The organism is Natrinema pellirubrum DSM 15624 (genome assembly GCF_000230735.2).
GTDB lineage: Archaea > Halobacteriota > Halobacteria > Halobacteriales > Natrialbaceae > Natrinema > Natrinema pellirubrum.
The window spans coordinates 167,404-180,403 of sequence record NC_019963.1 but is presented as its reverse complement, the minus strand read 5'-3'; the positions used below and the strand labels follow the sequence as shown (position 1 = coordinate 180,403).

The following is a 13,000-nucleotide window of genomic DNA, read 5'->3' as shown; positions in this document are numbered from 1 at the left end:
GCGCTCTATCAGGTTTGAGTGAGTTTCATAGCGTCGTGCTGAATACAGGGCGCAAATCGGCTATCGGTCGGTTTCCGTCACGGGGTCCACTGAACGGCAGATGCAGAAGTAGTTATACAATTGGATGGTTATGTCTATGATCTCAGACGTTCTCGGGCCTCTTCCAACCTATTTCCATCAACTTCCCCGGTTTTCTCCAAGGCGTCGATTAGATTCTTAGCGCTTTGGTGGATCCGGTTGTTATTATTGTTCCCGATCAGGCTCTCAAGCCGTGTCAAGGTCTGCTCCTCTCTACCGTAGTATTCGGGGAACTCTGCCAGCTTGTCGATAAGGGTCGAAACATGGTTGTTGTGCAAATTGCTCCCTTCGAATGTATCGGAAAGACGTTCAACCACCCACTCGCCATCATCCTCATCAACATCTCCCGTCTGGACAAGCGAACTGAGGACATCAACCAACGGGAAGAGTCGGTTATGCTGAGGGTTCCCTGAAAGCTCCGACCGCAATTGACTCCGAAGATTTCTGGCTACAGTCATCTTCCGGTCCGGCTCGATCTCACCCTCAATCTGATTCCAAATATCTTCGAAGGCCTGGTGGTCATTCTGATCGCCAGACAAGAGCGAATCCAATCGTTTGATGAATCCTTCCTTGTCTGGATCCTCCAACCGGTTATACGCTGCTGCCTCAGCCCGAAGATAAGTCTTAGTCTGATTGGTGTTGGCGCTACTAATCCGGCGCTGACAGCATTCCAAGACTGGATCTTGGACCTCCTCAAATCGGTCCGGATACTCCGAAAAAATCTGTGCAGCTATCAGATTCTGCGTATGGTCATTATCCTCTGTAAGCCGTTTCACCATTTCGAAGAGCTGGTCATCATACTCTTCGGGGATAGCAGGGATCAGAGTCTCCGCCACCCAATTAGCATTGCTAAGAGGCTCCGGAACTCGGTCTAGAACACTCCCCACAGCTTGCTTATCGTCGAGAATATCCACTTCTTGATTCGAAGCATGGTTGATGATCTGCTGGGTGTTCCGCTGGTTCCATCGACTAAGTAGGTCAGCAACCAAATCACCAAAGTCCTCACGGGTACCTGCATCATATGACTCATAGAAATTGATAGCCACCTTCACCATATTCACATCTTGGCCCGAAGAGGACACCCTCTGTTCCAACTCACGGAACAAACGCGAACCGGTAGCTAAGGTGACCTGCCCCTCTAACTGACTCAGTTTCTGCCGGAGCTGGTTATAATACTGATCCTCATTCTCGTTATCCACGTCACCTTCCAGATTGAGAAGTTCTTCGACGAAGTACTGCCGTCCACGCGGCTGGGCCTGACTATCGAACTGTTTGTAGTGATCGGTTCCATTGAACCGGTTCCGCCTCCCATCCCACGTTACAAATGTTGCGGCACGCTCCAACAACTTCGGCGTAGCCAATTTCTTCGACTCCTCCCCACGACTCAAGGTATCAAGCGCACCCTCAAGTTCATTATCACTCAAGTTTAGGAGGGACGAACACAAACTTCTGGCAGCCGTTCGCGGGACATCCTCAGCATTTTCAACGAACACCTCCAAGACGTTTTCCCGCAATTTACTATTCGTGGCTACAGTTGCAGCAAATCGTTCGAATACCATCTTCTGATCCGGATCTGGGATGTGGAGGACCACTGGGAAGAACTCCTCTGGATCAAAATCAGTGTAGAAGTCCCGCACCTGATCAAGAACAAGATATGCTCCCAGAACCCCGGCAACATTCTCTTGACCTTCTTCCCCGAGTTCGTCAAAGACAGCTACCAAGGTGTTTATCGTAGAGAAGATCGGACCTTCTCGACCTTCCCGCGTGTAATCGTCCAAGGTAGTCTCAATCGCGTCAAGATACGGGGTGAACGGTTGGTTGTCCATTTTTACGGTTTGAAGCTCTTCACGGACCTCGTCCTCCTGGTTGGTCCGAAGGTTCTGGATCAGTGCATCCCTATCGGAAAGCGCGCTTGCGAACGATGGCTCTCCCAGCTGGAGGAACGGCTTCGGATTATCCACCGTACAACGAAGAGTCGAACGCAGAAACCGCTCTAACTCTGTCTCACTTTCCATCCCTTCTTCACCGTTCCCCAATAGTTTCTCAATACGATCCTTCCGATCTCCATTCGGTAGATCTCCTCGGAAGTAGTCATTCACGTCTTCCAAGAGGCGTGGATCATCCTGTAGCTCTCTGTGGAATGAGGGGTAGTCCTCCTCAAGAACCATTATCTTGGCTAGGAAGTCCAAATTATCGGTGAGTCTTCCCTTAGTCAAGTGGTTAGCCTCCTCCATCTGTTCAGAGAGGATTCGGAGCGTTGTCAGCCGATTCAAAGACTGATTGATCCTGCGCGGATTCCGGACATACGCCTTCGTAATTACATCTAAGACGGCGTCGTCAAATGGCTCCGCTAGTTCCCGGTTTTGAGATTTGGCATATTCCTCGATATCTTCATCCATGAAGTCTGGAATCCGGATGTGGGTCTGGAAGAACTTACGCAGAAACTCGCGCTCGTTAAGTTGCACCTCGAAGTAATCTCCTTCAGTATCGATCGATTCGATGTGGCTCTGAAGCGCCTGGTCATCACACGGAACAATGTAGATACAGTCTTTGCTCTGTAGGAAGGTTTTCAATGAAACTAGGACATCGTAGACTGTATCGCTCTCACACCGATCCAGGTTATCAATTGAGATCAGGACCTTATCCGCATCCGTCTCCTCAAGAATATCATCAAACAGTTGTTCGTACGCCCCCGACCATTCCTTACGGGGATGTTTTTGTCGAAGAGCAGTGGTCGCCTGTCGTACTTCTCCCGCCATAAAGACGAACACGGAGACGAATAACGGGAAGAGAAATGCACTTAGAATACTGTTTATCGAGGAAATCGTTGGATCTGCGATCTCAACAAGACCTACAATGTTTAGTAGATTCACCACAGCCCCAACTATGATGATACCCAATATGAGGAGAGTAGTACCGCCAATAAGTGGAGACTCCGTAATGATTCGCTCTGCCTCTTCCCAAGCAGACAAATCTTCCCCACGTTGTTCCTCCTCAATATCGTAGAGTTTCTGCGTAATCTTATCCTCGCCAAGTACGGCATCATTGCCTTCTTCGTCAGTCTGACCGGTCCTATTTCCGATCGCTTGGTCCAGATTCAGTAGTAGGTCAGTTCGTATCGATTCTTCAGCGTGCTTCCACGCATCGAATTCTACGCAGACGTAATCGGTCTCCGCGTCTTGAAGACGGGAGTACAGCATCCGGATGATTGAGGTCTTTCCGGATCCCCATTCTCCGAACACTCCGATGTTCCACGGCGGATCTGCGTCTTCAACCATCCGCTCCAAAGTATCAACATACTCCTGGTGCCGGAACTCGTCCTCATCAACATTTTCGATAGGAGAATCAGAGAGATAACGATTTCTGTCTTCTTCACCATCCATATCAAGACATGCCACACTCGAATGATAAAAATACAATGTATCGATAGAATTCAGAACGGTGAAAACTGGCGATTCCTCCTGTACAAGAACTCTATACGTGTCAAAGAAAGCTTCTCACTCTCTACGTCCCCAAGCTCTGTCAGGAGTCACGTGCAAGGTACATTCTCTATATTCAGCAGGTGACTTTCGATATATTTCGGATGGATAAATGGCTGATTCGGTAACTGCTTGTCCTGTACTTACCGCTCGTCGGGTAGTCACAGAATAGATCTGCGAGCCGTTCTCTGACTCCTTCTTGGACATTCGAATCAGACTGACTCCTCCACTACGTGCCGGTCTACAAGTATTTTTCGCGCCTGACGGGTGAGGCGCTTTCACCTGTGCCTCGAGAGTACCCATGAGTACAGATCAACCGATCCATCGCGAGCAGCAGCAACCCCACCATGACCGCAGTAACACAAGTGACCGAGAGCAAAGGTATTCCGGAGACGTTGCTCGACTAAACGGGCATGAACTCATCGCAATCGATGAGTGGCTCCCAGGAAGGGAACCGACACAATACGATCTCGATCTCACCGATAGTTACGAGTATCGCACACGCTACTGGCGCTGCCGGAATTGTGGCCAAGAACGCAATCGTCGCGACGAGTTCAGAGACCAGTGTGAAACACCAGCACCACCGACCCCACTCGAGGAAGGTAGCTACTCAATCAACGACCCACGAACTCGCCGTGCATTGAGTGAGGACATGGACGTCCGCTTTGCCACGGTGGGTGCTCTCTATGAGGTCGTGAGTGAGAGTGGACATACCTACGAGATCGACATCGAGAAAGAGACGTGTAGCTGTCCAGATTTCGAGCAGCGCCAGCCAGATGACGGCTGCAAGCATCTTCGGCGTGTCGATCTCGAGATTCGAACCGGGCTCGTTCCGGCTCCGGATGGGACATTCGTTCGATAAGAGGAAGGGACACCTCATTTGAGACAGTTTCTCGCCCCCGGGAGGGATACAGGGGACGCGAACACAGTCCACTGTACAATGCATGGAATCCAGATTCACAGCAATAGCGTCCGGCAGCGCTGAGACGATTCGGTTCCTGAAACGAGGTATCGCCAGATGACTAACCGCGACGAATGACGAATACTGACCTGTACGAGACTCTCCCGTGATCACGCAGGGTACGCTGGCCGGTTCTGTTCAAAGCGGTGTGAGGTCCGCTATGAGTACCTCCAAGCAGACGCTCGAGACGCCGCTCAGGAGGATGTAATCAGAGGATAGGCTAGAACAGAGTGTCAGCGATGACAAGCGGGTTCCTCTCGACGATATTCACGAGTCGGTCCTGGCAGCGTGTCCCATCCCTCTCTTCTACAAATGCACCAGTCAAGCACCGATAGTCCTGAGGTTTATCAAAAAGCCGCACCCAACATCGGCGATGTCTCTCACCGATCGACAAGAGGATCTCCTCGTCGCAGTCGCACTGACCGAGTTCAGTGTTCACTATGAGAACGCTGATCCCGAACTCGCTAAACAGGCGTGGCAGCTTGCAGCGAACCGCCTTGTCGAGTACGACATCGGGCCTGCCGAGGCCATCGATGTACTCGAGATAGGGGAGACGTGAGTTGATGCTCTCCTCGAGAAGACTGTATAAGCGCCCGGTAGGCGGGGTATCAACCGTCGCCGGCGGAGCGGCCAGGTGAAGAAGCAGCCAGCGAGCCAGACACTTTCGTCGTGAAGCCAGTTCGAGATCTCCGAACGCCGTAGCGGCCGGGATTAACCAACATTCTGAACCAATACCGACACAGTGTTGGTTAATACTGGGTCTGGATCCACTCCCTCGCCCCCACCCATCGCCCTACTCCTTGAGTGAGTGAATCCTAGCGTCGGCCAGCTCGAATGGCCGTCGCGACGGGTTTTATCGGGCCGCTACCCCTCGAGAGCGAGTATGGTCGTCGTCGAGGAGGTCACCAAACTGAGCGAGCGCCGCACCCAAACCTCGTCCGAAGCGTTTCCGGACGATGCGCTGGCGTCGATTCGGGCGGCCGTCGAAGCTGTCCCGGCCAGTATTTTCGACGGCTCGACGAAACACACGAAGGTCGGCGGATTCGATGCTACGATCTCCGACGGGCTCTCGCAGTACGAGGGGGATGCCGCTGGCGGCTACAACCCGAACTGCAAGCTCTGGTCGCATCAGGGATTTCACTACAGCGTCGACCTCTACGACGCCGACGCCTGCATCGCCATCGAGGTCGAAAAAAGCGAGCGGAAGAACGTCAGCGACGACCTCCTCAAGTTCCAGAAAGGGTACCGTACCCAGAAGGACGGCCGACCGAAGATCGAGTTCGGCTGTCTGGTGGTGTTGGTGAACTACCTTGACCGGCATAACCTCTACCAGCACAGTCTGACCAAGCTCGACTTCATGAAGGGCGTCCTGTTCATCGACGACATCGCCGTCATCGGCTATCGAGATCCACGACCTGACTGACGCTGTCGCTGCTGACTGTTTATCGGCGCCAGGGGGCGTGCAGCGCGCGACCATGAGTGCTGCGTGACCCATTATGGCTGGTCCCGATCCTCACGACGACACGAGTGCCGATTACGAACAGTTCGAGAAAGAACAGCTCGCCCAGGACCGCGACGCCACCAGCGTCGACACGGCGGACATCGACGACGCGACGGCCCAGCGTCTGGTCAACGATCTCGTCGACGCGGCCGTCGTCACTCCGGTTCCTGACGACCACGTTCTGGTTCACGAGCCGAGCGGCACCACGTTCGACTCATCGACGCAGCTGGCCGTCTTCCACCGTGGCTGGACGGCTGGCCGCAACGCCGACGCGGAGGGCGAGTGATGCAGCAGACGCTCACTGGCTGTGCGTTCTGTGATGCCCGCCCGGTACCGAGACTGGCGAGGCCCACACCTGGGGCCAGGATGAGCGGGTCACCCACCCGATCTGTGTCGACTGCGCGATTCAGACGGAGCTGGAATCCCGGCGCGCGTGATCACGCGTCGCTCGTCGCGCTTGTGGAGTTTTCCCTCGTCGAACTGACGCACGAGCACGGGGAGCAGTCGTCATCACCTCCGGAACGGTTATAAAGTAACCGAGAAAACCGCGTATGCAGTGAGCGCGTTTGCCGTTTCGTTCATCGCTGGGTTAATCCTCGTTGGAGCAGAGCGGGGGTCCGAGTGGGCGCACAGTTGGATCAACGACCTCGACCGGTTGGCAGAATACTCGGTGGACCTCGAGGACGTGGAAACCGAGTTCCAGCGAGCACTCGAAACCCAGCTCATCGACCGGGTCGACGACGAACGAGCCGAGCCGCTGACGAATGCGCTCGAGCCGTGGGACTCGTTCGTCCACGACCTGTACGGATTAGAGACTGCCGTCACGGAGCCCGACGAGTTGGCTTCCGCCGAGCATGAGTGGATGACGACCCAGACGGAAAGGGAAGCGATCGAAGCAATCTTGGACACTTGGGTTGCGAGGGTCGACTCACAGATAACCGAGCCGGTGCCAAGGAAGCATATGCGCTCCGCCTTGGTCGACGCGTACCGGACGGCGATGCGAGAGTACGAGACCGCGGTGGCCGGGACCGACCTCGCCGACGAAGCCCTCCTTGCGTCCGTTCGGGACCTACGCGAGCGACTCGCGTCGCTCCCCAATGATCGAGCCGGACTGAACGTCTACAAGTCCTTGAGCGAGTTTGAGCGCGTGACGGCACTGTTCGACACCCGACCGGAGTACGTCCCTATGCCGGCCGTTCGTGAGTCGGAACCCCCGCGTCGGGAGCGCTTGCCCGATCGCGTTGCGGACGCTCGGGCGGAACTGCTTCGGTTACTCGAAGGGGGGACGGACGTGGTCACCGTCTCGGGCGACGGTGGAGCTGGCAAGAGCAGGCTCCTCGCTGCCACGGGTCAGATGCTCGACGCTCAGTCGGACTGCGAGGTGTTCTTCGTAAACACGCCGGAACCTGAGCCACTCCCCGCCGACCGGGACGTCGTCCTGTTTATTGACGACGCTGGCCGACTCGACATGGACTACTTCATCCGGCAGGCCGTCGAGGAGCACCGCGACGAGTCGACGCGTGACGTTGACGTGCAGGTCGTCGCCGCGACCCGCTCTGCCTACGAGAGATCTGTCTCCCGGTTCGTCGATGGACTCGGATCCGTGACCACCCGCACACTCTGGGTGAACCCGCCGACCGAGCGATCGCTTGTCCAACTCCTAGAGCCGTACGACACCGACGAGGAGATCGCCGCCCAGATCGTCCAGCAAGCCGACGGTAACCCCTTCTTCGTGCTCCTGCTCGCGAAACTCGCCGCCGACACCGAAGCCGACCCTCTGACCCTGGAGCGGGCGTTGTCCAACGTCGTGGGCGAGATGACGAGTACCGAGGGAGACTTACAACGCGTCGCGGAGGTCGATCCAGCACAGGTCGTTGAACGACTACTCAAGTGGATTGCGGTCCACTACGAGTACGTTGAACCGTCCGATGAGAGCCTCCTCACGGACGACCTACCGGCTCTCGATAGCGGGCTGGCTCGTCGCGATCAACTGGATTCACTCACCGACGCTGGGTATCTCGATCGGAAGGGTAAGGCGACAGATCCCGAGTTTACGTACACCCACCGGTACGACGTGGTCGCCGATTTCCTCCGGATCAAGGTGCTCGATGCACAGCAATTTCGGACGTACGCTCGCTCCGACACTGTCCAGCGGAAGGCGACCGAAGTCGCGCGCGGCATCGCCGACCTCGAATCAAGCCCGTTGCTGGACCTCTACCCTGAGGTTCGAGAGACGATCCACGCGGTCTCAGGGCAACTAGCGAGCGAGATCGCAAATGCCGACCTCCCGCTTAATACCATTTTGGATGCCGAACGGTACCTAATGGCCGTCGCTCCGTCGGCAGTACCCATTGCAGAACTTCGTGCCAAGGTAGTCGGCGGACTACGGAGCGATTCGCTTGGGGACCACGCGTTCCGGTTCGCCGGGCGGCTCCTTCACGAGGTCGGCGACGGAGTCTCCGTCGACGAGGCGACCGAGTGGGTGACGCATATGGGCATCCTCGCCGACGAGGGAGAACTTTCCACCGCCGAGTACGGACAGGTTCTCTCCCATGCGGTTCGTAACTACGGTGCCATAGGTGCGCTAGAGGCCGTCGACGACGTTGTTGCGACGATCCAGAACTTGCCACGCGAGAATACGTCTCCAGAGTTCGCGGTCGCACTGGGAAACGCGGCTAACATCTACGCTCGAGCTAGGGCCTTCGATCGGGTGGAGACGACGCTTGCAGAACTACGAGTACTCGACGATCACTACCACGACGACAAGACATGCGACGCGCTCGCGATGGGGTTGATGAACGCTGCCGGCGGCTACGGCGCGGTTGGCGAGTTCGAACAGGTCGAGCGAATTCGCTCTGAAGTCGATACACTCTATCGGGCTCGACCGGAGACCGATACCGCGAGATACTATGGCATGCTGTTAGCTAACGCCATTGCCGACTACGGCAACCGCGACCAATTCGACTCCGTCACGCGGTATCGTTCGGAGCTTGATTCGTTGGCGGAGTCCGAGTCCACGCCAGCCCTTCGCCGGGAGTATGCAATCGGGCTGTACAACGCGGTCTCGCACTATGCTCGAGACGAGAACTTCGAGCAGGCTACTGAGGTGGTGTCCGAACTCGAGGACCTGTATGCCTCGTCGGACGAGGCTACCGTCCGCGACGAGTTGGCGGACGCACTCGCGGAGCTCACGGCCTACGTGGGCACAGATCACCGTACGAGAGCCGAGCACGTATGTTCCAAGCTCCAAGAGCTGTACGACGCGACGTCGGATGGAGCCGTTGCCGAGGCGACAGCCAAGGCGATAGCCAACACGATTGAAGTGTATCGCCGCACTGAACAGTGGGACAACCTCAACGCGGCACTCGACGACGTCCGGAGACTCTATGGCGACTTCCCAAATACGGAGATTGCGCGCATACTCTCGCGGGCCCTGCTGGCCGCGATTGCGAGCTACGCAAAGACGACCGAATGGGAACAAGTCGACGAGACACTCACCGAACTCGACGACTTGCACACCTCACACCCGACGGAGTCGGTCCGTGAGGATCTGGTTGGGGGACTCTTGTATGCAACCGAAGCGAGCCTCAAGGCCGGCTGCGTGGACGAGGTCGACGACTACCTCTCTGATCTGCGGGCACTCGGGGAGGCTCACGGCGACCTCTCGACGCTGGTGGGCTCCGACAGGTTTCAGGGATCGATGCGTGAGCTTGTTGCCGCCTCGCTCCGGGTTGATCCCAACACTACGGCTGCCGTCCTCAACCTCTTGCCGGAGGTTTGCGACGGTTCGGCACTGATTGCGACCCGGACCGAGTGCGAACGTGCCGTCTACGAGGCGGTCGAGCACGACGAAATCAGTACGGCAACGTACCGACGGCTTCTCGATTATCTCTGAGGGGTAGGCGCATGTCGGTTCTAGATACAGGTAGCCAAATCTTTGGGGTGTCATCACTGGAGCCATAGAAGAGACAGCACATTTCTTTAAACAATACAGCTGTGAATCCAATTATAACTAAACCTTCTAACAGTGGAGCATGGTTCGAGATAACGATTGTCGAATTCGTTGCTAAATAGAGGGTCTGTATACATATTGGGCTCACTACCCGGTCATTTCCACATCTTCAACGGCCCGCCCCGCTCGCCACTGCGACTTCTGGTGAGCAAAGCTCACCGATGTCCCGCTTTTTTGTTCGCGGGCCTCCCGCGTCGCTCAGGCCCAACCATTCCGGGGGTCTTCGACACAATCACGGCCCTTCCTCGGTTTTGGATAGTACTCGGCCACGTTGAAGGCCCGTTGCAACTGTGCGCCCACTGTAGTCCGGGTGGCCTCGCGACGTACTGGACGCGCGACCTCGAGGAGCATCTCGTCGCGACGCCGGCAGAGTGACCCCAACACTCTTTACTGATTCGCTGTAAACTGTAATCAAGAACGAATCGTGTCACGCACTTCAAATCGCGCCGACGGCGACATCGTCCAAGACTTCCTCTCGGTCGCAGACCTCCTCGAGGAGCCACAGCTTGCCCAGCTGTACGCGTACCTCGCCCGGGAGGGGGAGGCGACCGTCCAGGACGTGATGGACGACCTCGAACTCGCCCAGGGAACGGCTTACAGCTACGTCAACCGGCTCGTCGACGCCGGCGTCGTCGACGTCACCGACGACGAACAGCCGCGCCGGTACGCCGCCCGAGAGATCGACCTGACCGTGACGACGGCCGCCGGCGACCGCGAGTACACGATCACGCCGGCGCTGATCGACGCCGTCGGCCGCCGCGAGACGGACGCCGACATCGACACCTACATCGACCGACATGGCGTCGCCGGCCTCGCGACCGCGCTCACCTACGCTATCGCCCGCGAACGCGGTGAGGTGACCCACCGGCTGATGGCGGAGGACCTCGACATCTCGCCACTGGCGGCGGAGATGATCTTGCAGGCGCTCCGGCCCGTCGTCCACGAACATTACGAAATCGAGGAGGCCGGGGCAGGGGTCGAGGAGTTGGCCATCGACGGCGACGGTGCTGACGACGCGTGAGCCGGCTCCACATCGCTGACACCGGCCTGTTCGTCGCGATGGGGCAACCGTCGAACAGTCGGTATCAGGCCGTCCGGGGGTTCGCTCGCCGGAACGACGTCACCTTCGTCCTGCCCGAACGGGTGTACGAGGAGCTAACCGTCGACGACCCCGACGTCGAGGCGCCACCTATCGACGCTGCTATCGACGAGGGCTGGGCGACGGTTGCGGCGCCGCTCGAGTTCTCCGAACCGGTTGTCTCGCGGGTGATGGACGGGGTCCAGCGGTACATCGCGAACGCCGACGACCGCCCTGCCGACGAGGTCGAGCGTGCCGACGCCGCCCTCGCTGCGCTAGCCGCCCAGCATCTCAGCGCGGGGACGGCGACCGATGTGTACATCTACACGACCGACATCGCGGCCGGCGAAGGCGCCGAAACCGTACTCGCAAGTGAGGGGTACGGTGACTCGGTGACGTTCGTGAACGGCTTCCGGTTCATCGAGGACCTGATTGCCGGTGACAGCTGACGCTATTCGGGGACGAGGTCACGAGCGTCGAGGTCACCGGCGAGATACTGCTCTCCCGTTCGCGTAATATCGTAGACCCCGTTGCCAAGGTGGACGAGGAGGCCGTATTTGACCAGCGTCTTGCAGCGGGCATTGATGTGTTGACGGGAGAAGCGCACGCGATCGCTGTCCGCCATCTCCTTCGGGGTATCGGGACCGGCTTCAGAGAGATGCTCCAGAATGCGGTCATCGGCGCGAGACATCCAGTCGGCGTCAAAGCGCATAATCGCTTGTGGTTGCGCCGACGCTTTCCCGAACGCGCTAAGTCAAGTAGCAAATCGGTGCGCTCCTGTAGTTGACTCTTAACCTTTTACAAGCCTGCAACTCTTAGCCCCGAGCGTTCAGATGCACTCTTCTCCATCGGACAGTTCGGATGATTCTAGGGACCTCCTCGTGGAGATCATCGAGACACTGGAGACGTGTGGACTCGAGGACGATTCCTACCAGCTCCACGATTACGTCGACCCCGATGCGCTCGAACAGGTGATCGCCTCCGCCGATGAGAACATCACCGTTCAGTTTACTGTCGATGAGATCCCGCTCGAAGTATCACCGGACGGTGTGGACGTCATCGTCGAGGACGAGTCCCAGTCCGTCGGCGAATAACGACGTGCGGGTCCGAGATAGGGATCATTCCTGAGAGCCCTATTCCTGAGAGCCCTCGACCGCTCGACGTCCCGCGACCGCCGCTGCGCGCCTCGTGCCTGCGGTGCTTGCGGGGTCGGGGGACGGCCGAGACGGTCTCGCCCTTTCTGAGTCCGCCAGGTCGGTAGCTGACGCACCGAGCGACGTGGCCAGCTCGACAGATGTGTACGTACCGGCCCGCCCCGCTCGCCGCTGCCGCCCTCCGCGTCGCTCGCGACCGACCATTCCGGGCGTGCGGGCGCTCTCCGCACCGCCCGCGCCCGTTCCGGGCTAAAATGAATCTGGTCTCGACGCCAGCGGGTAAGCGCGAGGGGTTGCGCGGCGTGGCTGCTCACCCCGACTGGGAGAGCTCTGGTTGAGGCACCAAAGAACTGTTCAGGGGGTGGTTATTTTCGTCGCAGAAATCGACGAATCTGCTGGTAAGTAGATATGCTAACCGATTGATCTGACCAATACTGAATTATGCACTTTCGGCGATTTCATAGAGACCGTGGGCGAACTGCCTCATTCCATAGTATGCGCTAATCAGCCAAACGAGAACCAGCGGAACAGCCACGAGCAACGTTGTATCGGAAAAAGCGTAGAATACTGCAACGACGATAAGGCTTCCAATTGAGAGAATAGTAAGGCCGGTAAGACCGTATAATGCGGCTTGAGAAACGGTGTCGTCCCGAGACATGATTGCGAACTAGATTGGCTATGTAATAAATGTGTCCTCTGTACTTACCGATTCAAGCCAAGTCTAACAGCTGTTCTAC

Annotated in this window: 11 protein-coding genes and 2 pseudogenes; 10 read left to right on the top strand and 3 right to left on the bottom strand. The window is 57.3% G+C overall.

Features of this window, described 5'->3' with window-relative positions; translation table 11 throughout:
- Positions 1-134: 134 nt before the first annotated feature.
- Positions 135-3,461 carry a KAP family P-loop NTPase fold protein gene (locus NATPE_RS20545; RefSeq protein WP_006182413.1) on the bottom strand — a complete coding sequence of 1,109 codons (3,327 nt, stop codon included), beginning with the start codon at positions 3,459-3,461 and terminating at the stop codon, positions 135-137.
- A gap of 397 nt (positions 3,462-3,858) precedes the next feature.
- Here NATPE_RS20545 and NATPE_RS23175 point away from each other — a divergent pair, with 397 nt between their 5' ends.
- From NATPE_RS23175 to NATPE_RS20510, 9 genes and pseudogenes are all read left to right on the top strand, one after another.
- Positions 3,859-4,419, top strand: coding sequence for a hypothetical protein (locus NATPE_RS23175; protein ID WP_015299331.1), 561 nt, complete (start codon positions 3,859-3,861; stop codon positions 4,417-4,419).
- A 472-nt stretch (positions 4,420-4,891) separates the two neighbouring features.
- On the top strand, positions 4,892-5,077 hold the full coding sequence (locus tag NATPE_RS20535; protein WP_006182411.1) for a hypothetical protein: 186 nt from the start codon (positions 4,892-4,894) through the stop codon (positions 5,075-5,077).
- Positions 5,078-5,401: 324 nt separating this feature from the next.
- Positions 5,402-5,941 (top strand): hypothetical protein, encoded by a 540-nt coding sequence (locus NATPE_RS20530; protein ID WP_015299330.1) that lies wholly within the window; start codon positions 5,402-5,404, stop codon positions 5,939-5,941.
- 73 nt (positions 5,942-6,014) lie between these two features.
- Positions 6,015-6,305 (top strand): hypothetical protein, encoded by a 291-nt coding sequence (locus tag NATPE_RS20525; RefSeq protein ID WP_006182410.1) that lies wholly within the window; start codon positions 6,015-6,017, stop codon positions 6,303-6,305.
- Positions 6,305-6,550 (top strand): annotated as a pseudogene (locus NATPE_RS23515) (DUF7558 family protein). Before NATPE_RS20525 ends, NATPE_RS23515 begins: the two are co-directional and overlap by 1 nt.
- Before the next feature lie 25 nt (positions 6,551-6,575).
- Entirely contained in the window at positions 6,576-9,914 is a 3,339-nt protein-coding gene (locus tag NATPE_RS20520; RefSeq protein WP_015299329.1) for a hypothetical protein, read from the top strand.
- Positions 9,915-10,250: 336 nt separating this feature from the next.
- A pseudogene (locus tag NATPE_RS23600) lies at positions 10,251-10,406 on the top strand (DUF7558 family protein); the annotation flags it as partial.
- Between the two features lie 49 nt (positions 10,407-10,455).
- Entirely contained in the window at positions 10,456-11,052 is a 597-nt protein-coding gene (locus NATPE_RS20515) for a DUF7437 domain-containing protein (protein WP_006182408.1), read from the top strand.
- Positions 11,049-11,558 carry a hypothetical protein gene (locus NATPE_RS20510; RefSeq protein WP_006182407.1) on the top strand — a complete coding sequence of 170 codons (510 nt, stop codon included), beginning with the start codon at positions 11,049-11,051 and terminating at the stop codon, positions 11,556-11,558. The genes NATPE_RS20515 and NATPE_RS20510 overlap by 4 nt, the downstream gene beginning before the upstream one ends.
- A 2-nt stretch (positions 11,559-11,560) precedes the next feature.
- Here NATPE_RS20510 and NATPE_RS20505 read toward each other — a convergent pair whose 3' ends face one another.
- A complete protein-coding gene (locus NATPE_RS20505) occupies positions 11,561-11,821 on the bottom strand; it encodes a MarR family transcriptional regulator (protein WP_006182406.1) in 261 nt (86 codons plus the stop codon).
- 121 nt (positions 11,822-11,942) lie between these two features.
- Here NATPE_RS20505 and NATPE_RS20500 point away from each other — a divergent pair, with 121 nt between their 5' ends.
- Positions 11,943-12,203 carry a HalOD1 output domain-containing protein gene (locus tag NATPE_RS20500; RefSeq protein WP_015299328.1) on the top strand — a complete coding sequence of 87 codons (261 nt, stop codon included), beginning with the start codon at positions 11,943-11,945 and terminating at the stop codon, positions 12,201-12,203.
- A 499-nt stretch (positions 12,204-12,702) separates the two neighbouring features.
- On the opposite strand, the gene NATPE_RS21890 is transcribed toward NATPE_RS20500, so the two are convergent.
- Positions 12,703-12,921, bottom strand: coding sequence for a hypothetical protein (locus tag NATPE_RS21890; RefSeq protein WP_015299327.1), 219 nt, complete (start codon positions 12,919-12,921; stop codon positions 12,703-12,705).
- Between the last annotated feature and the right edge of the window lie 79 nt (positions 12,922-13,000).

Bases quoted from the DNA above. Each gene is read 5' to 3' on its own strand.
- NATPE_RS20545 (WP_006182413.1), bottom strand. From the start codon at position 3,461: ATGGATGGTGAAGAAGACAGAAATCGTTATCTCTCTGATTCTCCTATC.
- NATPE_RS23175 (WP_015299331.1), top strand. From the start codon at position 3,859: ATGAGTACAGATCAACCGATCCATCGCGAGCAGCAGCAACCCCACCAT.
- NATPE_RS20535 (WP_006182411.1), top strand. From the start codon at position 4,892: ATGTCTCTCACCGATCGACAAGAGGATCTCCTCGTCGCAGTCGCACTG.
- NATPE_RS20530 (WP_015299330.1), top strand. From the start codon at position 5,402: ATGGTCGTCGTCGAGGAGGTCACCAAACTGAGCGAGCGCCGCACCCAA.
- NATPE_RS20525 (WP_006182410.1), top strand. From the start codon at position 6,015: ATGGCTGGTCCCGATCCTCACGACGACACGAGTGCCGATTACGAACAG.
- NATPE_RS20505 (WP_006182406.1), bottom strand. From the start codon at position 11,821: ATGCGCTTTGACGCCGACTGGATGTCTCGCGCCGATGACCGCATTCTG.
- NATPE_RS20500 (WP_015299328.1), top strand. From the start codon at position 11,943: ATGCACTCTTCTCCATCGGACAGTTCGGATGATTCTAGGGACCTCCTC.
- NATPE_RS21890 (WP_015299327.1), bottom strand. From the start codon at position 12,921: ATGTCTCGGGACGACACCGTTTCTCAAGCCGCATTATACGGTCTTACC.